Annotated in this window: 21 protein-coding genes; 2 read left to right on the plus strand and 19 right to left on the minus strand. The window is 63.5% G+C overall.

The window, feature by feature from the left end; all coding sequences use genetic code 11:
- Nucleotides 1-48 precede the first annotated feature (48 nt).
- Genes ASN89_RS08190 through ASN89_RS08195 form a run of 3 tightly spaced genes read right to left on the minus strand, consistent with a single transcriptional unit; the run spans nt 49 to nt 3,017 of the window.
- Nucleotides 49-288, minus strand: a complete 240-nt coding sequence (locus tag ASN89_RS08190) for a hypothetical protein (protein WP_034753464.1) — start codon at nt 286-288, stop codon at nt 49-51.
- A gap of 24 nt (nt 289-312) precedes the next feature.
- A complete protein-coding gene (locus ASN89_RS29295) occupies nt 313-465 on the minus strand; it encodes a hypothetical protein (RefSeq protein WP_175444616.1) in 153 nt (50 codons plus the stop codon).
- A 56-nt stretch (nt 466-521) separates the two neighbouring features.
- Nucleotides 522-3,017, minus strand: a complete 2,496-nt coding sequence (locus ASN89_RS08195; protein WP_058048929.1) for an alpha/beta hydrolase family protein — start codon at nt 3,015-3,017, stop codon at nt 522-524.
- 189 nt (nt 3,018-3,206) lie between these two features.
- Here ASN89_RS08195 and ASN89_RS08200 point away from each other — a divergent pair, with 189 nt between their 5' ends.
- Nucleotides 3,207-3,725 carry a hypothetical protein gene (locus ASN89_RS08200; protein ID WP_058048930.1) on the plus strand — a complete coding sequence of 173 codons (519 nt, stop codon included), beginning with the start codon at nt 3,207-3,209 and terminating at the stop codon, nt 3,723-3,725.
- Between the two features lie 6 nt (nt 3,726-3,731).
- Here ASN89_RS08200 and ASN89_RS08205 read toward each other — a convergent pair whose 3' ends face one another.
- The 8 genes from ASN89_RS08205 to ASN89_RS08240 all read right to left on the minus strand — a co-directional run bounded on the left by ASN89_RS08205 (nt 3,732) and on the right by ASN89_RS08240 (nt 13,272).
- Complete coding sequence (locus tag ASN89_RS08205) at nt 3,732-4,541, minus strand: hypothetical protein (RefSeq protein WP_058048931.1); 810 nt, start codon at nt 4,539-4,541, stop codon at nt 3,732-3,734.
- An 86-nt stretch (nt 4,542-4,627) separates the two neighbouring features.
- Nucleotides 4,628-5,206, minus strand: a complete 579-nt coding sequence (locus tag ASN89_RS08210; RefSeq protein ID WP_046682170.1) for a nucleotidyltransferase family protein — start codon at nt 5,204-5,206, stop codon at nt 4,628-4,630.
- A gap of 2 nt (nt 5,207-5,208) precedes the next feature.
- Nucleotides 5,209-6,207 (minus strand): DUF4424 family protein, encoded by a 999-nt coding sequence (locus ASN89_RS08215; RefSeq protein WP_161911760.1) that lies wholly within the window; start codon nt 6,205-6,207, stop codon nt 5,209-5,211.
- A 5-nt stretch (nt 6,208-6,212) separates the two neighbouring features.
- Nucleotides 6,213-9,044, minus strand: coding sequence for an ATP-binding protein (locus ASN89_RS08220; RefSeq protein ID WP_058048933.1), 2,832 nt, complete (start codon nt 9,042-9,044; stop codon nt 6,213-6,215).
- Between the two features lie 8 nt (nt 9,045-9,052).
- Nucleotides 9,053-9,787, minus strand: a complete 735-nt coding sequence (locus tag ASN89_RS08225) for a hypothetical protein (RefSeq protein WP_034753458.1) — start codon at nt 9,785-9,787, stop codon at nt 9,053-9,055.
- Entirely contained in the window at nt 9,780-11,150 is a 1,371-nt protein-coding gene (locus ASN89_RS08230; RefSeq protein WP_152988513.1) for a hypothetical protein, read from the minus strand. The genes ASN89_RS08225 and ASN89_RS08230 overlap by 8 nt, the downstream gene beginning before the upstream one ends.
- A 244-nt stretch (nt 11,151-11,394) precedes the next feature.
- A complete protein-coding gene (locus ASN89_RS08235) occupies nt 11,395-12,156 on the minus strand; it encodes a DUF3108 domain-containing protein (RefSeq protein ID WP_046682166.1) in 762 nt (253 codons plus the stop codon).
- Nucleotides 12,157-13,272 (minus strand): DUF3108 domain-containing protein, encoded by a 1,116-nt coding sequence (locus tag ASN89_RS08240; RefSeq protein WP_152988511.1) that lies wholly within the window; start codon nt 13,270-13,272, stop codon nt 12,157-12,159.
- Nucleotides 13,273-13,421: 149 nt separating this feature from the next.
- On the opposite strand from ASN89_RS08240, the gene ASN89_RS08245 reads away from it, so the two are divergent.
- The gene (locus ASN89_RS08245; protein WP_058048935.1) at nt 13,422-14,129 is read left to right on the plus strand and encodes a PhaM family polyhydroxyalkanoate granule multifunctional regulatory protein; all 708 of its coding nucleotides are present in this window, start codon (nt 13,422-13,424) and stop codon (nt 14,127-14,129) included.
- A 21-nt stretch (nt 14,130-14,150) separates the two neighbouring features.
- On the opposite strand, the gene ASN89_RS08250 is transcribed toward ASN89_RS08245, so the two are convergent.
- From ASN89_RS08250 to ASN89_RS08285, 8 genes are all read right to left on the minus strand, one after another.
- A complete protein-coding gene (locus ASN89_RS08250) occupies nt 14,151-14,447 on the minus strand; it encodes a hypothetical protein (protein ID WP_225242919.1) in 297 nt (98 codons plus the stop codon).
- On the minus strand, nt 14,431-16,161 hold the full coding sequence (locus ASN89_RS08255) for a response regulator (RefSeq protein ID WP_046682164.1): 1,731 nt from the start codon (nt 16,159-16,161) through the stop codon (nt 14,431-14,433). Before ASN89_RS08255 ends, ASN89_RS08250 begins: the two co-directional genes overlap by 17 nt.
- 11 nt (nt 16,162-16,172) lie before the next feature.
- The gene (locus ASN89_RS08260; protein WP_058048936.1) at nt 16,173-16,892 is read right to left on the minus strand and encodes a sensor histidine kinase; all 720 of its coding nucleotides are present in this window, start codon (nt 16,890-16,892) and stop codon (nt 16,173-16,175) included.
- A 156-nt stretch (nt 16,893-17,048) separates the two neighbouring features.
- On the minus strand, nt 17,049-18,833 hold the full coding sequence (locus ASN89_RS08265) for a family 2A encapsulin nanocompartment cargo protein cysteine desulfurase (protein WP_058048937.1): 1,785 nt from the start codon (nt 18,831-18,833) through the stop codon (nt 17,049-17,051).
- Nucleotides 18,808-19,737 carry a family 2A encapsulin nanocompartment shell protein gene (locus tag ASN89_RS08270; RefSeq protein ID WP_058048938.1) on the minus strand — a complete coding sequence of 310 codons (930 nt, stop codon included), beginning with the start codon at nt 19,735-19,737 and terminating at the stop codon, nt 18,808-18,810. The genes ASN89_RS08265 and ASN89_RS08270 overlap by 26 nt, the downstream gene beginning before the upstream one ends.
- A gap of 118 nt (nt 19,738-19,855) precedes the next feature.
- Nucleotides 19,856-20,080, minus strand: a complete 225-nt coding sequence (locus tag ASN89_RS08275) for a helix-turn-helix domain-containing protein (RefSeq protein WP_034784364.1) — start codon at nt 20,078-20,080, stop codon at nt 19,856-19,858.
- Nucleotides 20,081-20,087: 7 nt separating this feature from the next.
- Nucleotides 20,088-21,074: a serine O-acetyltransferase EpsC gene (gene epsC, locus ASN89_RS08280; RefSeq protein WP_058048939.1), complete on the minus strand. Its 987-nt coding sequence runs from the start codon at nt 21,072-21,074 to the stop codon at nt 20,088-20,090.
- 19 nt (nt 21,075-21,093) lie between these two features.
- Complete coding sequence (locus ASN89_RS08285; RefSeq protein WP_082654478.1) at nt 21,094-21,591, minus strand: rhodanese-like domain-containing protein; 498 nt, start codon at nt 21,589-21,591, stop codon at nt 21,094-21,096.
- Nucleotides 21,592-21,723 lie beyond the last annotated feature (132 nt).

The following is a 21,723-nucleotide window of genomic DNA, read 5'->3' on the forward strand; positions in this document are numbered from 1 at the left end:
CAACAAAGGGCGCCTCGGCGCCCTTTTCTTTGCTCTGACGCAAACAGCTTACTCGGCCACGTCGAGCCCCCGCTCGATCATGCCTTCGACGTAGGCGCGCAGGTATTGTTCCAGCGCGGGGCCGGACAGCACGTTGGCCGTCAGCGCGCCGTGCGGCGAGCCTTTCAGCACGCCGTCGTGGTACACGCGCGCAATCCAGGCCACGTCCGCGCCCTGGGTGTAATCGAGTTCATAGTCGAACGATTCTCCGCTGACTTTGCGTGTGTAGACTTCCTTGACAATTGCCATCTAAAACAGCCTTTCTTGACGAGATTAACTGGGGTGCGGGTGCGGCACGGGATCATCCTGCGGCACCGGGTGCACGGGCCCCGGCTGGCGCCCGGGCGCTTCTTGCGGCTCCGGCGCCGGCATGGGTTCATCGACGGGCGCCGGGTCGGGCGCGCGGTGGGTATGGATGACTGACATGGCTGGCCTCCCTGCAGACAAAGGAAGACCATACCACGAGATGCGCGCCGCTGCCCTTATTTGCCTGCCGGCTTGACGTCGGCGGCCGGCGGTGCCGCGTTCTTCACATATTTCTCCAGCCAGTTGTTGCTTTCATACAGCATCTGCATGATCGATTCGCGCGCGCGGTAGCCGTGGCTCTCGTTCGGCAGCATCACCAGGCGCGCCGTGCCGCCCAGTCCCTTGACGGCCTGGAACATGCGTTCGCTCTGGATGGGGAAGGTGCCCGAGTTGTTGTCCTGCTCGCCATGGATCATCAGCAGCGCATCCTTGATCTTGTCCGCGTAATTAAACGGCGACATGGCCTGGTAGACGGCTGGCGCCTGCCAGAACGGGCGCTCTTCCGCCTGGAAGCCGAACGGCGTCAGGGTGCGGTTGTAGGCGCCGCTGCGGGCAATGCCGGCGCGGAACAGCCGCGTGTGCGCCAGCAAATTGCCCGTCATGAAAGCGCCATACGAATGGCCGCCGATGGCGATGCGGTTGCGGTCGGACACGCCGCGGCGCACCACCTCGTCGACGGCCGCCTCGGCGTCGGCCACCAGCTGCGGCAAATACGTGTCGTTCGGTTCCTGCTCGCCGTTGCCGACGATGGGGAACGATGGATTGTCGAGCACGGCGTAGCCCATGGACAGAAAGGCGGCTGGGCCCCAGTAGCTGACGGCATTGAATTTGTACGGCGAACCCTTGGTCTGGCTGGCGGCGCTGGCCGTCTTGAATTCCTGCGGGTATGCCCACATCAGGGTCGGCAGCGGACCGTCGCGCTTGGCATCGTAGTTCGGCGGCAGCATCAATGTCGCCGTCAAGTCCACGCCATCGGCGCGCTTGTAGCGGATCAGCTCTTTCTGCACGTCCTTCAATTGCGGCAGCGGATGGGGGAAATGCGTGAGGGCCGTCAATTGCGCCGCGCCCTGCTGCTTCAGGTTGCGCACATAATAATTCGGCTGCTCGGTCGGCGATTCGCGCGTCGACAGCAAACGACTGCCATCCTCGTCCAGCACGGCCACCACGTTTTCATAATACGGCGCGGCGCTCTGGAACAGCCGCTGCTTCTGTTTCGTCGCCAGGTTCAGGCGGTCGATGAAGGGACGGTCGCCTTCCTTCGAGGCACCCTGGCCGTCGAGCAGGATGGAATTATCAAAGGCGATGAGCAAACGCGGCAAGCCGGCCGCGTCCGCGCGCATGACGGGCTGGCCCGGATCGTTGTAGCGGTCTTCGAACGATCCCGCATACACGAGGTCGGCCGGCGCGGAAGGTTGGTCTGGCGCAATCTTCCACTGCTTGACGGCGCGCGTCTTGTACCACGCCTCGCTGAGCAGGGCCAGGTCGCCGCGGCCCCAGGCCACGCCCGCATAGCGCGAGCCCAGCTTGGCCAGCACGGCCGGCTTGCTGCTAAACGGCGCCGCCTGCGTGTAGACGATGTCGCGGATCTCCGCCGCCTTGGCCGGGTCGCCGCCATCCTGCGCTTCGGCCCACACCAGGGTCGCTGGCGCATCGACCCGCCAGCTGACGGAGCGCACGCCGGCGGACACGGCATCATTGCCTGGCGGCAGGCCTTCCTCCAGCGGCAAGGCCGCCACCGCATGCACCACCTTGCCATTCAGGTCGCGCACATCAATCTTGTGGGCAAAGTCATGCGCCGGCACGATATACGAATACGGACGCACGATGCTCGTCGTCAGCAGGTGCTTGCCATCGGGCGAAGCCGACACGCGCGAGAACTGGCCGGGCTGGCCGACGAGGCGCTGCTTGCCCGCCACGTCCAGCATGGCCAGCTGCACGGTGATGTAGTGTTCGAACAGCTGCGCATCCTGTTCGTTTTTCAGCAGGTCGGGATAAGTGCGCAATTGCTTGACGCCGCCACCTGGTACGCTGTCCTGGATGGACGGTCCCGTCGGGATGCCGCTCGCCACGGGCGCCGCGCCCAGCTTGGCCGGTTTCAGTTGCACCAGCAAGGTCTTGCTGTCTGGCATCCAGGAAAAGCCGCGGCCATACACGGTCGACAAGGATTGATTGCCCAGCTTGCGCGCCGCTTTCGTCTGCACGTCGAGCAGCCACAATTCCACGCCCGACTCCTTCACGCCCTTGGCGGGATCGGCAAAGGCGATGTGCGTAAATGCCAGGTAGCGCTGGTCGGGCGACCAGGCCAGGTCGGCGATGCGGGGCGATGCGGGCAGGCCGCTGACCTTGATTTCCTTCTGCGTATCGATGTCGAGCAAACCCAGTCCCGTGTGGAAACTGAAACGGCTGGCCGAATACGTGCGCGGATTGATACGCAAGCCCGCCAGCTTCAGTTCCGGCTGCGCCACTTCGCTGATGCTGGGCAAGGATGGCGTGGGCAGCACGGCGGCCAGGTTGCGTTTCGGGCTCAGGCTCAGGGTCGGCGCGCGCGGCGCATCGACGATGGCTTGCAGGGGCGCTGGCGGGGCTTGATAAGCGCCATCTTGCGCCATGGCCAGGGAAGACGAGGCCATCAGGCCGACAGTGATGGGAAGCAAAGGCAAACGAGTAGACATGGAACTCCAGTGTATGAAGGTGGCGACAACAAGCGGGCGCACCGCACCGCTCATGGCGGCGCATTGTGACAAAGCATAGTGCGTTCATGCCATGTAAATGTCAATCAGCAACTTTTGCCGTTTGACAAGCATCGCCGCCCGTCCCCATCTGGCTTACAATCGCTGTTTTCCCCGCACCCGAATGCCTACATGGAAACCACTACCCTCGCCCTGCTGTTCCTGGTCCCGCTGCTGGTCTGGCGCATTTATTCGCGCCTGAAAAAACTGGTGGCGCGCCAGAAGTCGCAGCTGTGGCGCCATTGGAGCGTGGCGATCGTCTTTCCCGCGCTGCTGCTGTTCCTGGCGACGACGACGAAATTCGAGCTGTTGCCCCTGTCCAGCCTGGGCGCGGGCGCGCTGGCCGGCGGCTGGCTCGGCGTGCTGGGCTTGAAACTGACGCGCTTCGAACAGGTCGGCAAGGATTTCTTCTTTACCCAGCACCGCTACCTGGGCCTGGCCATCACGATGCTGTTCATCGCCCGCTTGCTGTACCGCGGCATGGAAATCTACCTGAACACGCGCCTGGACGTGCCCGTGCCGCCGCCGCCGTTCGGCCAGAGCCCGCTGACCATGGCCGCCTACGGCCTCGTCATCGGCTACTACGCCGTGTATGCGTGGGGCCTCGTGCGCTGGCGCCAGCGCAACAAGCCGCTGCAAGCGGCCGAGTAAGCCGGGTCAGTAGTACTGGCACAGGCCCGTACACGTCGTCACCGACAGCGCCTGGCGTATCGTCGCCAAGGCCGGTGCCAGGGCGGGATCGAGATCCTTGTCCGCATCGGCCAGGCTGGTCAGCAAACGCTCGCGCAAGGGCGGCGCCATCAGATTGGCATTCGCCGTGGCGTGCTGCGCGGCCGCTTCCAGCATCATTTTCTTTTGCGCCACGTTCCACAACGGCACCTGCATGAACTGCAATACGCCAGTGTAAACAATGGCCGTATTCTTGCTGAACGCCCGTGCGCGCAGACGCTCGGGCCCGCGCACCGCATCGGCCGGCTGGGCGCTGAATTCCTGCTCCATCAGCCCAATCAAATGGCCATGGCAATGCATGCTGAAAGCAAACAAGGTGCTCATTTCATCGCCGTAACTGGCCAGGTTCTGCGTCATTTGTTCCCTGCGCGCCTGCTGCAATTCGGCGCCGGACAGCGGCAAGGGCCGTTCGAGGCCAAACGCATAATATGTTTTCCCCAAACGCATGGCCTTTTCGCATACGGCCACGCTCTGGTTGACGTCCTGCAGCGCCGCGACGGGCGCCTGGAACAGGCGCGGGCCGTCGGCGATATGGGCAAACAGCTGCGCCACGGCAGGGTCGCCCAGGCGCGGCAAGCCGCTTTGCGGCGTGGCCTTGGCCATCAGCGCTTCCAGCTGGCCGCTCGCTTGCTGGAAATCGGTATAGCTGTCGGCGAAGGCGGCGGGCGCCACGAGGGCGGAAGAAAGGCAGAACAAACGGCCGAGGCGGCGCAGCGGCATGGAAATGGACAGGGGCATGGGATCAGGAAAACACTATTGGATAACTGGCAATTATAGGCAATCTGTATCCACAGTGCATTTAATTGCTTTTACGCCAGCATTTCTCAAGCGATGATGGTCACGCGCGGCCAGCGCGCCGCATAGTTTTTGCTGGCCAGGCGCTGTGCATAGCCGTCTTCGCTGATGCGCGCCGGGTTGCGCCGCACCACCATGTTGAACAGGTCGTCGAGGCCATGCGGCGCGATGATGCCGATCCCGCCATCAGGCTGCAGATGGATGCCGACCGAAGTGGCAAACTCGGGCCAGGAAGCGATGGCGTCATCGAGCGACAGCAAGGGCGGCACGGCGTAGCCGAACTCGTCTTCAAACCACAGGTGCACCCTGGCCTGGTTGCACACTTCCCACGGCACGCCGGGCAGCACCGTTTCCAGGCGCTGGCGCAGTTCTACCTCGCGCCGGGCTTGCACATCGTGCGCATCGAAATACGCCACGTCGACGTCGCTCAATGCCGACGGTTGCGCGTAGCCGTGCAAGGCGTCCCACACGAGGTTGCGCACGGCGCCGGCGCCGATGCAGCAGTGGGGCAAGCCCAGCTGCGCCACGGCGTGCAGGGCCTGCATGCACCACGGCGTGGCGCGGGCGATGGCGCGCAGGCGCGCGGCCAGCGCTTCCTGCGTGCTCATTCCTATGGCCGGATCTGCGGCGCCACGCCGTCGTGGTCGCCCGCGCCTTCGACATTGCCGAAGTACACATCGAGGTCCTGCTTCGGATGGAAGTTGCGCAGCTTGACTTGCAAGGTGGTGGGATTGATTTTGGTGAACGTGCCGGGGAAGCACAGGCTGACCAGCTCGTCCGGCTTGCCCTTGATCAGGTTCAAGGTAAAGTCTTCGATGCCATTCTTCCAGGTGTTGCCCGTCGTCAAAATGTACGATACCCACACGGCATTGACGAAGCCGCTTTCGCCCTGCTTGGCCGCCAGGCGGTTCCACGTCTTGTAGAAGGCCTTGTCGCCGCAGTATTTCTTTTCAAACTCATTGCCATCACCCAGGTAGGACGCACCCGGGCCGGCCGCGACGAACGGCGCATATTGATGGCGCACGCGCACGACTTTGCCGGCGGGGAATTTCTGCTGCCACAGGTAGATGACTTTCACGGTCCAGGCCGGGACCCATTCCTCGTCGTACAGCTGGGCCAGCAAGCCTTCGCGGATCATGATCTTGCTTTGCGCGGCCGTCAGCGGCACCACCTTCTTGTCGAACGGGGTGTGCGACGGGAAATAGGCGATCTGTGCGTCCGACAAGCCCAGCTGGCGCAAGCGGGCCGTCACGTCGGCGCTATCGAGCTTGGCGACGAAGGTGGTTTTGTAATCCTTGCGCTTGCCATCCACATCGACGGTAAACTGCTGCGGCTGGCCGTAATACGTGGGCGAGCCATGGTAGCCGGCCGAGTATTCGGGCAGCGGGAAGAAGATCGTCTCTTCCACGTCCTTGGCCGATTCATTGAGGAATTCGTACTCGACCTTGATCAAGTCCGTGCTCACGCTAAGCACTTCCTTTTTCATGGCCACGGCATCCGTCTTGCCGAACAGGATGCCGCCCGCGCTGACGGAACCGATGCCATCGTTGGCCACGGCCGTGCCGGCCAATGCCAGCGACAGGGCCGCGGCCAGAATGAGCTTGCGCACGGCCATCACGCCACCTTGCCCGGCACGGGTTCGACCCGGCGCTGCAGCACGAAAATCGGTTGCGCCCATTGGGTATCCTTTTTCTTCTTGCTGGTGATCAAAGTGAGCTCCGACGGATCGTAGACATCCGTGTTGTGCGTCAACGGCGTCGTCATCAGGTATTGCGCTTCCGTGTTTTTCAGGAATTCGCCGACCAGCTGAATGTTGCGGATATCGAGGTGGGCAAACGGTTCGTCGATGAAGACGAAGCCGCCGGAACCGTCTTCCGATTTCAGCAAGCCGATCAGCAGCACCAAGGACTTCATCACCTGCTGGCCGCCCGACGCTTCGCCATCGTTCATGCCGATGACGCCCTTGCCGTCGAACTTGAAGCGCACGTGCAAGCCCGCCTGCGACAGCTGCACGTCGTCGTTTTCCAGGCGCACGGGATCGGCATGGACTTCGATGCCGGCCAATTCGCCCAGTTCCTTGATGTTCTTGCTGTAGGTCTTGATGGTGTAGCGCAAGCGCTCCATGTAGGCGCCGCGGGCATTGCCCGTCGCTTCGATGGCGCGGTTGTTCTGGTAGCGGCGCTCGTCCGTCTCCGACTGGCGGCCATGCAGCTGCTCCGACAAACGGTGGTGCTGGTCGATGACGGTCGCGTCCAGTTCCCAGTCGTCGCGCGCCAGGCTGTTTTGCAGGCTGGCCACGCGCAGATCGACCTGGTGCGCATTCTGGTGCTCGGCCACGAGCGCCGCGCGGCGCGCGGGACGGCGCCAGCTTTTCGGCAGGTGGCGCCACGCATGGCGCAGGGCCAGCAAGGCGCGCGCATGCTCGGCGCGCTGTTCAATCTGCTTCTTGTAGCCGAGACGTGAACCGGCTTCCGCTTCCGACAAGGCCAGGCGCGCGTTTTGCCACACCGTATCGGCACGCGTGCGCGCCACGGTGGCGTTCTTCGTCAGGTTTTGCAGCTCGCCCAGGCGGCCGCCCACTTCCAGGCGCTCTTCCTTGAGCGGCTTGGAATTGCGCAGCGCTTCGGCGAATTCTTCCTGGCGTGCACTGAGTTCCTTGGCCGCGTCGACGCCGGCGATGCGCGCTTTCAGCGCGCCCACTTCCGCCGCCAGCTTCGAGATCGCCAGGGTCAAGGTGTCTTCCTGGCCTTCCAGGCCCGGCAAGGAGCGCAGCAGCGCTTCCAGGCGGCCGCTGCGGCCAGCCTGGCCGAAGCGGTAGCGCGATGCTTCGACGAACAGCGAGCGTCCGCCGCGGCGTTCACGGTGGTAGGCCTCGGGCGTGATCCACTCTTCGTGATTGCCCAATTTAAAGCCCGCTTCGACGGAATCGACGCGCGAAATGCGCGACAGCTGCTCGATCAGCCAGCTGGGCACGGGCGCGGAAAACTTCACCACGGCCAGCAAGCTCTCGTCTTTCGCCACGGGCGCCGTGACGAGGTCGGGCACGATGAAGTGGCGGTAGCGTTCCTTCTCGGCCAGGCGGTAAGCGGCGGCCGCATCCTTGGCCTTGTCGAGCAGGACGACGGAGGCGTAACCGCCCAGCACGCCTTCGACGGCGCCCTGCCAGCGGCTGTCCGTCACTTCGACGATGTCCGACAGCATGGCGTGGCTGATCCCCGCGTCGCGCAGCGCGCGGCGCATGCCGCGCACATTGTCCGGCTCCGGCATGGCCGTCTTGCCTTGCAGCGCTGCAATCGTTGCCTGTTCGCCCGCGATGCGGGCCGACAAGGCGTCGCGCTGCTGGCGCTGGCGCAGCAATTCCGCTTCCTTCTGTTCCAGCTGGGCAGCCACTTCGGCGATGTCGCTGCCCGAGTCGGCCGCCAGCTTCTGCAAACGGTCCTTCTGTTCCAGCAAGCTGTCCAGCGGTTTCAGCTTGGCATTGATCAGGGAAAGGCGGCTCTGCAGGCCGATCGATTCCTGCTCCAGCAGAGTCTCGTTCATCTGCGCGTCGGACAGGGCCTTCGCCTGTGCCGCCAGCGCATTGCGTTTATCCGTCAGTTGCTGGTCGGCCTGTGCCATCGGTTTGCGCGCATCGCGCAATTGCCGGCTGGCGATGGCAGCCTTTTCGCGCGCCTCGTGATACTGCAGGCTGGGCAGCACTTCTTCCAGCAGGTTGCGGCGCTCTTTATGCAAGCCTTCCCACTGGTGGTAATTGGCCACGCGCAGGCGCAAGCCTTCCAGATTGGTCTTCGACGCTTCCAGTTCCGTCTCGAAACGTTTCAGCTCCACTTCCGTGTCGCGCTGGTGGCGCTTGGCTTCGTCGTAGGCGTCCAGCACTTCCTTGTCGCCAAAGACCTGGAACACCAGGTCGAGCAGCTGGCGCGGCGCGTATTCGCACAATTTGTCCGTCTCGCCCTGCTCCAGCGCCAGCACTTTCGACATGGCCGGCGACAGGCCCGCATTGGCCAGGCGCTTGCGGTAGTTTTCCACGCCGAGCCAGTCGTTGGCGTCCGTGATGTCCTCGATCTGCACATTGCCTGGACGCATCAGATACTGGCGCTTCCAGTCGCCGCCATTTTTCTGGATCTGGCAAAACAAGGTCACTTCATCGTCGCTGAAGAAGCCGGAACTGCGGAACGGCCGGTTCGACAGCTGCTTGCCCACGTTCTTGTTGTCGACCACGGCGCGCAACCAGGCCGTCTGCTGGCCCGAGTGGCGCGCATAGTGCTTGTACGTGCGCCCCATCGAACAGTCGAGGCCGAACAGGGTACGCAAGGCATCGAGCAAGGTGGTCTTGCCGGAACCATTCTGCCCCGCGATGGTGATGATCTTCGCGTCGAGCGGGATGTTCTTGATGCGCTGCCAGTAATCCCAGTGCACCAGTTCAAGTGATTTGATATGAAACATGGGCGCTTTCAGTGAGGAAGGTCGGACGCGGGCTCGTCGCCAGCGTCAGGCAGGTCGCCGATGTCGGCGGACAAATCAGCGGACAAATCAGCGTCAAGGTCGACGGCCACCAGGCGCGCCGGCGCCCGCTTGAACACGTCGGCCAGGGCACCATTGATGATGCGCTCTTTCAACACGTCCGTGTCCATCATCAGGTCCAGCAGCGGACCTTCCAGGATGAAATCGCCGCGCCGCTCGATAAAGCCCAGCTTGGCCAGGGTGCCCAGGTTCATGTCCATGCGCGTCTTCTTGCCCAGCTTGTCGCCGAAGTCCGACAGCAGCGCCTTGTAGGAAATGCCGATCGACGCGTCTTCCGCGCGCGGCAGCGGCTTTTCCGTGCCGAACATATCGTTCTGGTCATCGTCCGCGTGCTGGTGCGTTTCCTGGCGTTCGCGCTTGGGCAGGATGATCTGCGCCCACAGCACCACCAGCAAGGCCACGCCATCGCGCGCCAAACCAAAATTATTGTTTTGCCACACGTCGCGCGCGCCGAAAATCTTCGGCTCGATGGTGCGCGTCAGGGCCAACGTCACGTGGTCGGCATACACGTTGTCAAGCAGCTTCAGGCCGCAGGCCAGCAGGCGCGCATCGATCTCGGCGCGGAACAGCTCGTCGGACAGCACGCGCTTGACGAGCTTGTCGTCGCGGCGCAGGGTTTGATGCGTGAGCAGGCGCGCAATCAGGATTTGGGAATCGTCATTCATCAAAGGTGGCGCCATCTAAATCAAGTGAAACATTCAGTGAAAGCGAGGCGATCGACATGGCCGCCACGTGGGGGTCGGTGAGTTGGACCATCTCGTCGGTCGGTGTAAAGGTAATCGGCAAGCGGGCCAGTTCGGCCGTCGAGCCTTGCAAGCTCGCTTCGGAGACGTCGCCCAGCAGCGGCAGCATCGAGGCGCGGTACGAGGCCACGGCAAAGCTGGCCGGCAGCAGCGAATCCTGCACGGGCACCGATTTCGGTCCTTCTTCGCCGATGCTGGGGAAATTGCCCAGGCTGGCGAAGTTCGACAGGCGGTCCAGGAGGTCATCGAGTTCGAGTTGCATGGCGGGACCGTCGCTGATGGTGGTGGGCGCGTCTTCCCCGCTGGGCAGGCCCGTGTTGGTGACGCCTGCCGCCCGTTCGGACAGCAGTTCCGTTTCGGCCACGTCGATCATCTCGGCCGGCGTGGAGAACAACGGCACGACGGGCTGGTCGATGGCGCCTTCGGCCAGGCTGGCCAGGTCTTCATGCAGCAAGAGCCAGCGTTTGATGTCCGTGGTCGACAGGCCCGACTGGCCCAGGTGCACGCGCTGGCGCTCGATCTGGTTCAGGGCGCGTGAAAACATGCCTTGCATGTTGAGCAATTTACTTTGCGCGCGGCCAATCGCCTGCGCCGCCTTGTGCGTGGCGCTGTCCGCGTTTTCGTCGGACGTGATGGCCACGAGGATTTCGGAGCCCTTCTCCACCCAGTCGCAGGCCATGTTCCACTTCGCTTGCGCCGTGCGCAAACGGAATTCCGAACCGGAAGCGATGGCGTCGGCGAATTCCTCCGTCAAGTCAACCAGGCGCCCCAGCAAATGCTGGAGTTGTTCAACGGACACGCCGCCGACGGCTTGCGCACCAGCCACCTGCGACAGCAAGAATCCCATTTCCGCTTCGTCTTCCGTCTGGCCCAGGCCCAGCAAGCTGTCGATGGCGGACAGCACGTTGCGCGCCATGGGCGTGACGCGGTACACGCCCTGCTGCGCATCCCAGGCCAGCAACTGGTTCGAGCGCAAGCGCAGCAAGACCGTTTCCAGGCTTTCCGGCAACAGATACGCCAGTTTCGTATTGATATCGGCGCGCGTATAGGCCGACGTGGCCGCATCGGCAGCCAGCTCGCGCAACACCAGCAGACGCACCAGCACGCCGTCGAAACCGCCGTGGAACAGGGTCGTAAACACTTGCAGCAAGGGCTGCGCCCGCTTCAAGTGAAAAACTTGCTCGATTTCATCGGCCGAAATATTGGGCTGGAAATGCGCCTGCAAGGAATCGTGATGCTCTTGCTCTGTCTGATTTGCATCCGTAGCCACGGCTGCACTTGCCATTATATCAATCATTCTTTTCCGGATGAGTGTTCAGCGGGCGGCGCAGCGGGCTAACGCAGCGCTGCGGGGCGGGGGCGTCAGTATATCAGTTCTGACATGCAATTTGACTGATGGCCAGCGGCGGAAATCCGGGGTCAGACCCGGCTGGGGGAATGCCTTCCAATGGAAGGCATTCCAATCCATCAGGACTGACCCCAGCATTTGCTTTGGGGCAAGAAAATCGAATGCAAGCAAGCGTGGAAACCTACTTCTGTACAATCTTTTGCAAGGTTTGCTCCACGTAATCACCGTCTTCATCGGCGAACGTCACCTTCACGGGATACCATTCCAGCGACGGCGCCAGCCACAGGTCCACTTGCTGGCCCTTCTTGTCCGGCGGCGGCGCCTTGATCAGGTGTACGGCTTCGACCAGACCCTGGCCGGTGGCGACGGTTTCCTGCTTGACGACCTTGAAGGTCCACGGCTCGGCGTCGTGGCGGCCGGCAACGAAGAAGCTCCATTCCGAGCCGGGCGTGAATTTCTCGGGCGTGGCGCGCGCTATGCTGACCAGTTGCCAGACGGTGCTGTTGCGGTCCTGCTCGCCGCCTTTCAGCGGATAGCTGTCATCGCCTTCGCTGAAGACGATGGTCTTGCTGTCGCGCTTGAAGGTGGTCGTGGCCGCTTCCTTGCGGAAACGTTTTTCCACGAACTGGGCCGGCGCCAGGCCGAAATCGTCGACCGTGCCTTCGCTGCGCTGCTCGAGGATCTTGCCGAACAGGGCGGCCTTGGTTTCGGCCAGCAGCGAGTACTTGCCATCGCCGGCGCGCCAGTTGCTGACCGATTCGCCGGACAGCGCAATGCCGCGCTGCTTGGCCTTGATCGAATAGACGAGGTCGGCCGACGGCGCCAGCTTGTACGGGCGCTTGATGACGGGATGCTCCACGGGCGCGTCGGCCATGGCGGGAGTGAAGGTGGCGGCCAGCAGGCTGGCGAGCAGAGCGCGTTTCAAAGTTATCAAAGTAGTCATCTATTTTCCTGTAGCGTCATTGACGCGAATTTGGGTCACGGTTTGCGTGGTCAGCGCCCCGTTCGCTTCGGTATTGCGTATTTGTACCGGATACCATTGCATGGACGGCGCCAGCCAGATATCGAGCTGCGACGAATACGTGCCGGGCTTCGGCGGCCGGCGCAAATGCCACGTCACCAGGCGGCCCATTTTGGTCTCCAGTTCTTCCTCGCCCACCAGCTGGAAACGGAACACGGTCGCTTCCTTTTCTTCGCCGACGAGGATGTCGATATTGCCTGCCAGCTGGTTGACGTCGGCGCGGCCGATGGCGGCCAGCTGGAATGGCACCGTGGCCTTGTCTTGCACCCCCTCCTGCCATGGCGCCGTGGCCGTCGTGGCCGAAAACGTGATGGCCTTGGCGTCGCGGTTGAAATGCGTGGCCGTTTGCGCGCGGCCCTTGCGCTTTTCCGTCGCCGTGACGGGCACGATGCCGCTGCCATCGATCAGGCCTTCGCTCGTCAGCACCAGCAGGTTGATGCGCGTGATCAGCATGCTCAAGCCCACTTCCAGCTTCAGCTGATACGTGTCGCCCCGATTGTCCCACGCCATGGCGGCCACGCCCTGCCACTTGGTGCCGTCCGCATCGCGCCGGTCCACGTGCAAGTCGAACTGGGCCGAGGCAGGCGCATTCGTCTTGTAGCGCCGCGCCTGTTCGACGGGCGGTGGCGGCGGCACGCTGGCCGGCACGGGCGCGGCCGCCACGGCTGGGGCGGGCGCCGTGATGGCTGGCGCGCTGGCTGCCGGCGCCGCTGGCGTGACCGGCCCTTCCGGCGCGTCGCTGGCCGGCGCCGTGAACTGGGCCGTGTCGCTCGACGGCAGTTCCGTCGGCGGCGGTGGCGGCAAGCGGGGCTCGGGCAAGGGCCGCAGCTTGGGCGGCGGGGGCGGCGCCACCGGCACGGGTTTGGGCGGCTCGGCGATCAAGGCCATGCTGACCACCTGCGCATGATCCTGCCCCAGCGGCACCATGCTGGCACGCGAGGTGAGCCATTCCAGCGCCACGTAATGCAGTGCGCCGATGACCGCGACAAAAATGACGGTGCGGCGGCGCGGTGGCGAAAAGAAGGAGTCAGGCATCATAGGCCGTAGTGTACCGCCTTCACCCCACTTCCTGCTTCTTGCCCGTGCTCAACTCCTGCTGTTTTATGTAAGAAAATGTTGGCGGCTTTGCGTCAGTTGCAAGCTGATATCTGCTACGCTAGGCACATCCACCTACCAGGAGATTTCGCATGGCAAACCCGCAAATGCCCCAAATGCCGGGCGCAGCAGTTGTGACCGACACCCTCGACTTCGTCAAGAACCTGTGGGGCAGCATGAGTGTGCCCGGCATGGGCGTGCCTGGCATCACGGCGCCCACCATGTCGGTGGAAGAGCTGGACAAGAAAATCAATGACTTGAAAGCCGTCGAAGCCTGGCTGAACCTCAATACCAGCATGCTGCGCGGCAGTATCCAGGCACTGGAAGTGCAGCGCGGCACCATCGCCACCCTGAAATCGATGGGCGCTTCCCTGGCGGCGGCCATTACCCAGCCCGGCGCCAGCGAGAAATCCGTGTTTGAATCCGTGCCCTACGCTTCCGCGTTTTTCCAGCAAGCGGCGCCAGCGCCTGAACCGAAACCGGCGCCTGCGCCCGCACCGGAACCGGCTGCGGCGGCGCCCAGCGATGCCGGCAGCCAGGCGGCAGCCCAGCTGGCCAATCCAAGTGCCTGGTGGAATTTGTTACAAGATCAGTTCAAGCAAGCCGTATCGACGGCCATGTCGCCCGATGCCGCCAGTGCGGCGGCGGCCAGCTTTGGCAGCGTGAGCAAAGCCAAGCCAGCGGCCAGCAAGCCGGCCAAACCTGCTGAGGCAGGCACGGCAGCCAAGGCCAAGGCCCCGCTGCGTAAGGCGCCCGCGAAACGCGCGGCGCCCAAGGCTAAAGCGCCAGGCAAGGCCTGATGCTGCAAGCCGGCAATATGATCAGGCGATACGATGAATGCGGATCGCCTCGATCATGTTGTCGGCCTGGCGTTTTACGTCACCGATCGTGATCAGGCCTTCGTCGGCCAGCGCCTTGGCGTGCTCGTACGAAGACTGGAATGTTTCCAGCGTGTCTCCCTTGGCGGCGACCGGGCGTACCCAGGCAATACTGCCGACTTTCATTTTTTTGTACACTTCATTGACCACATCACGCATAGTTTCTTCCTTATTGTTGTAAAGCAACTCAAGCACGGGCGAACCCACGCTGGCCCCTAGTTTATCATCCGGCACGCTCACGCACGACTTTTCCCCCTTTTTCCGGCGCCGGCGGCGTTTTTTCCGCTACCACGACAGCCTCTTCCGGCCCGGGCGGCGGCGTCAGTTGCACCAGTTGCTCCATCAATTGCGCAAAGCGCTGCTGCCCTGGTGCAATTTTGTCTACATACAACAACACTTCCATGGCTTCGGCCGCCAATTCCGCTTGGTAGCCGCGCTGCTCCAGGAACGACACGATGATTTGCGCGGAATTGAACAGGATGCGCAAGTTGTTCGGCAGCTTTTCGCGCGCCGTGCGCATCCAGGCCACCGCTTCGTTGAGCTTGTCCGTCTTCCACAGCAGCACGCCCTTGTTCATCAGGTCCGACGCTTCCTTGCGCGAAGCGATGATCAGGCTGGTGCCCTCGTCGCCCATCTTGGCCTTGTCGAAAATCTTTTGCACTTCGTCCTGCACCACCTGGTTGTCGTGGTTGTTTTTGACCACATAGCACAGCAGGCCGGCCGGCGCATCCTTGACGCCGACGGCGAACAGCAGGGTCGCCAGTTCCATGCAAATGCTTTTCTCGGGCCGCGCCGGGTCGTCAAGCAGCATGGCTTCGAGTTCATCGCCGCACTTGCGCGCGCGCCGGTAGTCGCCCGTTTCGTGGTGCACCATGCCTTCCGTGATCTTCGCGCGCAGCCCGATCTGCTCGGGCGAGAATTCGCGCTGCGCCAGCAGCAGCCATTGCAGCGCCTCCTTGGCATCCTTTTTGAGGCCGCACACGCGCGCCAGGCCCAGGTAGGCGTCCGGCGTCTTCATGACGGAAAACTCGCCGATGGAAATACACTTGCGGAAGGCCTTTTCCGCCATGCTGACATTGCCGACCTTCAGGGCCGCCAGGCCCAGGTTGCGCTGGCGCGGCACGGAGTTGGGCGACAGGCGCGCCGCTTTTTCCAGCACGCCGCACGCTTCCTCATGCTGACCCATCAGCTGGTAGGCGACGGCCATCTGGTCGTAGGCGTCGATGTAATACTTGTTTTCAACGATCACGCCCTGAAAGATCTGCCGCGCCGCCTCGTGCTCGCCGTTGTTCATGCGGATCTTGCCCAGGCCTGCCTTGGCCCAGCTGTAATCACGCTCGGCCAGCACTTTTTCGTACACGGCGCGGGCCTTTTCCGGCTCGCCGCTTTTCAGCAGCAACGACGCCTTCATGCGCAGCAATTCCAGCTCGTGCAGCTTGTTGACTTCGATCTGCGCGTCGCACAGCTTGGCCGCGCGCAGATAATCCTTTTCCATGCAGGCCTGGTCGATTTCGCGAAACACCTGCTTCTTGTGCCACACGCGGTTCAGGCGCGTCAGCAGCACGCCTTCCGTGATCGGCTTGATCAGGTAGGCGTCGGGCTGGTGCTCGGCCGCGCCCATCACGGACTCCACGCTTTTCTCGGCCGACACCATCAGCCACACGCTGGACGGCGCCGTCAGGTTGCGCACGCGCGTTTCCTCCAGTACTTGCTGGCCGTTCTTGCCTTCGCCCAGGTTGTAATCGCACAGCACCACGTCGTAGCGCGTCTTGGCCAGCAGCTTCATGGCTTCGCCGCCGCTGGCCGCCTGGTCGATATGGCGCGCGCCCAGGTTGCGCAACGATTCGCGCAGCAGGATGCGGATGCCGATGAAATCGTCGACCAGCAAATAGTGCTTGTCGGCCCAGTCGGTGCTGCCCGCTTCGGCGGCGGTGGCGTGGCTGTCTGTCGTCATGGAGTCCTCGTTCAGGGCAGGCGCAGGATGAAACAGCCGCCGCCCAGCGCGCCGCCATTTTCCAGGGCGATGCTGCCGCTGCTGCCCCGGTGCTTGTGCATCTTTGCCACTTCGCTGGAAAAATACAGGCCCAGGCCCGTGCTGTTGGTGGAAAAGTTCACGCCGGCCGCCATGCCGTCCATGGCCGCGCTGCCCGCGTCGAGCAAGGCTTGCGTATAGCCGTCGCCATTGTCTTCCACGCGCAGCTCGAGCATGCCGCCGTGCTCCCGCACGGACAGGCGTATCGTGTCCTTCGTGTAGCGGATGGCGTTGTTGATGGCATGCGCGAGCACGCCGATGACCAGGTCTTCATCGAGCGTCCAGATCAGCTCCGGCGCACAAGCCGTCTCCAGCCGGATGCCTTTCGAGGCCAGCAGGATCTTTTCCTGGTCCACCACCTGGTCGACCACCTGGCACACCAGTTGCGGCTGCACGTCGAACGGGTAGCCGGGCTTGCCCACTTCCTTGTACAGGGCCAGCAGCTGGATCAGGTTATCGTTGAGGCGCTTGGTCTGGTACAGCATCTGCGCCATCTGCAGGTAGGCTGGGTCGGCCTGGGGGGCTGCTTTCGCCTGCTCGGCCGCCAGCAGCGACTCCAAAGTGCCGCTGACCACGCTGATCGAGTTTTTCATGTCGTGCACGGTCGACGCCAGGAACAGGAAAAGCTCGGGCGAGCTGTGTTGATCTTCCACCGGATATCTCCTTGGGCCGCAGCTTCAATATTGCCAAGGATAAATTATACCGCCAGCCTGCAGGCGTCAGCCAGCCGCGCGCAAAGTCCGTGACATGACGCAACAATGCCGCCCCCGCTTGCGCAGGGGCGGCATCAGCTTGACAAGCAGGCACGGTCAGCGGCGCGCGCCCGCCAGGCGCTTGACCACGACGATCATGCGGTCGATTTCCTCATACGTGTTGTAGAAGGCGAACGATGGCCGCACGGTCGCTTCCACGCCGAAGCGGCGCAGGATCGGCTGGGCGCAGTGGTGGCCCGAGCGCACGGCGATGCCCTCGTCGTTCAGGGCGCGCCCCACTTCCGCCGGCTCGTAACCGGCCAGCACGAACGAGGCCACGCTCGCCTTTTCAATCGCCGTGCCGATCAGGCGCACGCCGGGAATGGCCTGCAAGTGGTGCGTCGCGTATTCCAGCAGCGCGTGCTCGTAGGCGGCGATGTTTTCCAGGCCGATGCGCTGCACGTAATCGATGGCCGCGCCCAGGCCCACGGCATCGGCGATATTGCCCGTGCCCGCCTCGAAACGGTTCGGCACGCCCTGGTAGACGGTGCGCTCGAACGTCACGTCGGCGATCATGTTGCCGCCGCCCTGCCATGGCGGCAATTGCTCGAGCAAGTCGGCCTTGCCATACACGGCGCCGATGCCCGTCGGGCCAAATACCTTGTGGCCCGAAAAGACATAGAAATCGGCGCCCAGCGCCTGCACGTTCACGCGCAGATGCGACACGGCTTGTGCGCCGTCGACCAGCACGCGCACGCCGGCCGCATGCGCCAGTGCGATGATCTGCGCCACGGGCGTCACGGTACCCAATGCATTCGACACCTGCGTCACGGACACCAGTTTCGTGCGCCCGTTGAGCAGCTTGCGGAATTCATCGAGGATGATCTGCCCGCTGTCGTCGACGGGAATCACGCGCAGGGTCGCGCCCTTTTCCGCCGCCAGCTGCTGCCACGGCACGATGTTGGCGTGGTGCTCGAGCTGCGAGACGATGATCTCGTCGCCGCTGCCGATGTATTTGCGGCCGAACGTGTTGGCGACCAGGTTGATGCCCTCCGTGGTGCCCCGCACGAAAATGATTTCATTGGGTGAAGCGGCCCCCAGGAAATCGGCCACCTTGGCGCGTGCCGCTTCATAGGCATCGCTGGCACGCGCCGCCAATGCGTGCGCCGCGCGGTGGATGTTCGAATTCTCGTGCGCATAGAAATACGACACGCGGTCGATCACCGCCTGCGGCTTGTGCGTGGTGGCCGCATTGTCGAACCAGGCCAGCGGTTTGCCGTTAACGCGCTCCGCCAGCACGGGAAAATCGCGCCGCACGGCATGCACGTCGAACGGCGCCGGCGTTTGCCCTTGCTGCCGCGCTGGCAGCTCGGTCTGGAAATAGAACGCGGGCTGGCCACCAACTGGCGATACGGGCAGCTGGCGCGCGGGCGAGCGCTGCGGCGTGGCAAACAGCCCCCGCACATCATCGGGCGCAGCCTGTCCCAGCCCCTGCTGCGCCAGGCCATCGAGCTTGCCGTTCGACGCGGGATAACCATGCACGCCGCCGACAAAATAGTAGGGCGACGGCGCACCGAGGGCGGATGCCCGTGGCGTCGGCACGGAGGCCGGCGCCGGCGCAACCGGTGCTTCCAGCGGCGCCTTCACGGGCGGCACTTGCGCCGTCGCCACGCCGGGGGCAATGGCGGCGAAGGAAGGGCCGGGCTGCGGCGGCGGACGATTCGCATAGCGGGGCGCCGCATCGAGCACGCTGCCGGAACCGCCAAGGCTGGGGGACTTGTCCAAGCCCGGCAAACGGGCAAAGAATTCACCGGCCAGGCGGTTCAGGGTCGCTTCATCGGGCAAGAACGGGACGGCAGGCAAGCCCGCCGCGCCATCACTTGTAGGTGTCTGGGTAGTCATGGTATTTACCGATCTCCACGTCTTCCAGTACGGCCAGCGCATCGTCGGTCAGCACGGCCAGCGAGCAATACAGCGAAATCAGGTAGGACGAAATCGCGTGGCGGTTGATGCCCATGAAACGCACGGACAGGCCGGGGCTTTGCTCGCCCGCCAGGCCAGGCTGGAACAGGCCGATCACGCCCTGGCGCTGCTCGCCAGCACGCAGCAAGATGATCTTCGTCTTGCCGTCTTCGATCGGCAGTTTGTCCGATGGCATCAGCGGCACGCCGCGCCACGTGAGGAACTGGGAACCGAACAGACTGACCGTCGGTGGCGGCACGCCGCGACGCGTGCATTCGCGGCCAAAGGCGGCAATGGCCAGCGGATGGGCGAGGAAAAAGCCCGGCTCCTTCCACACTTTCGTCAGCAGTTCGTCAAGGTCGTCCGGCGTGGGCGCGCCCGTCAGGGTAAAGATGCGCTGGTCATCGTGCACGCTGGCCAGCAGGCCGTAATCGGGATTGTTGATCAATTCGCTTTCCTGGCGCTCCTTGATCGTCTCGATGGTCAGGCGCAGCTGCTCCTTGATCTGGTCGTGCGGGCTGCTGTACAGGTCCGACACGCGCGTGTGCACATCGAGCACCGTGCTGACGGCATTGAGAAAATATTCGCGCGGCTGGTCGTCGTAGTCGACGAAGGTTTGCGGCAGTTCCGACTCGTCGCGCTGCGAGCAGGCCACGCGCACGTCCTTCGGATTTTTCACGCGATTGAGGCGGTAGATACCCGCTTCCACGGGCAGCCATTGCAGCAGGTGCACGAGCCAGCGCGGCGTGATCGTGGATAACTGGGGGACGCTCTTGCTTGCATTGGCCAGCTGGCGCGCGGCGTTATCGCCCAGCGCGAACTGGTTCTCTGTTGCTTCTGCCATGACTACTCCTGATGAGAAAAGTGAATATGCTTATCTGAAAAACAAATAAAGTATCGAGCGTCTCTCCATTCTTCTCAACATGCTATCGCCACCAACGCGGCGTTTTAATCGACCCGCTTTAATCCACCAATTCCGGTTCGCAGCGCGCCATCAATCCCGCCAGGCCGATGCCCAGCGCGCCGGCCAGTTTTTCCACCGTCAGCAGCGACGGCGTGGCGGCGCCCCGTTCGATTTCGCCGATGAACGAGCGGTTCAAGTCGGCCGCTTCGGCCAGGCGCTCCTGCGACCAGCCATGCCCTTCGCGCAACTGGCGCACGGCCAGTCCAAACTGTTTGATCAACATGCTGTCCTCATGGGTGGTGGGCAAAGGCGGGGTGGGATGGCGCCGGCAATTCCGGTGCCTCCTGCTGGTTGTGCGCTTGCGTGACATGGCTGCCGGGCGCCACGCTGCGGGTCAGCCAGACATTGCCGCCGATGACGGAGCCCTGGCCGATGGTCACCCGCCCCAGGATCGTCGCGCCCGCATAAATGACCACGTCATCCTGCACAATGGGGTGGCGCGCCAGTCCCTTTTTCAGCGCGCCGTCGGCGCCGGCGGGAAAGCGCTTGGCGCCCAGGGTGACGGCTTGGTAAATGCGCACCCTGTCACCGATGATGGCCGTCTCGCCGATCACCACGCCCGTGCCATGATCGATGAAAAAGCTGCTGCCGATAATGGCGCCCGGATGGATGTCGATGCCCGTCTGCGAATGGGCCACTTCGGCGATGATGCGCGCCACCAGCGGCGCGCCGAGCGCATACAAGGTGTGCGCGAGGCGGTAATGGATGATGGCCAGGATGCCCGGATAGCACAGCAGCACTTCATCGACGCTGTGCGCGGCCGGGTCGCCATGGAAGGCGGCCGCCACGTCCGTGTCGAGCTGGGCGCGGATGCGCGGCAGCGCGCGGGCAAAGCGCTGCACGATGGCCAGCGCCTGCTGTTCGATGGAGACCGTCTGCTGCAAGCCATGCTGGCGCGCGTGGTAACTGAGTTCGCGCCGCACCTGTTCATGCAAGCCCGTGAGGGTCGTGTCGAGCGTGTGGCCGACAAAGAAATCCTCGCTCTCCTGCTGCAGGTCGAGGGGCCCCAGGCGCATGGGGAACAGGGCCGCGCACAGGGCGCCGACGATATCGCGCAAATGCTGGCGCGACGGGAATTCGCGCGCGCCGCACTCCTGGTTGCTGGCCAGCCCTTCGCGCCACTGCTCGCGCACGGCGCGCAATTCATCGACGATCTGGCGCAGTTCCCATTGCGGCTGCGCGGCAAGGGAAGCGGGGGGAATGGCTCGCTGGTTCATGGTGGTCCCGGGAAGAGGTTTAATCTTGCAGCCAAGGCAGCGCATGCCAGCGCCAGCCACCGCTATGGCCGCGCTGCTGCTGCTCGTCGAGATCGCCCTCGAAGCCTTGCGCGATATTGAAGACGTGCGTGAAACCGGCCTTGGCGGCCGCTTCGGCAGCCGCGGCCGAGCGCTTGCCGCTGCGGCACAGCAGCACCACGACGGCATCCTTGCCGCCCACCTTCGCTTCCAGTTCGCGCGTAAAGCGGGGATTGCGGTTCATGGCCGTGCCGGTGGCCCACGCCACGTGCAGCGAGGCAGGCACATAGCCGACGAAAGTGCGCTCTTCATTCGTGCGCACGTCGACCAGCACGGCCTTGCCAGCCTGCACCAGCTGCCATGCATCCTGCGCGCTGACGATGCCCGCATACGGCAAGCCTTGCGCCTGCGCCTGGGTGCGCGCCAGATTGAGCACTTCGTCAAAAGCCGCCTCGCCATGCGCGGCGCGGGGATCGAAAATCAGTTCTGCAGCAGCCATCTTTCCACCTCTTTATTCCGTCGTCAAAAACCAGCACGAGTCCACTGTAGCGAACTTATGTTGTTCGGAAAACAAATTAAAAAGAGTTTGGAAAGCTGAAAAACGTATATGGAGATATTGCAGCGTAAAGCC

The organism is Janthinobacterium sp. Ant5-2-1 (genome assembly GCF_001445815.1).
Classification (GTDB): Bacteria; Pseudomonadota; Gammaproteobacteria; order Burkholderiales; family Burkholderiaceae_D; genus Janthinobacterium; species Janthinobacterium lividum_E.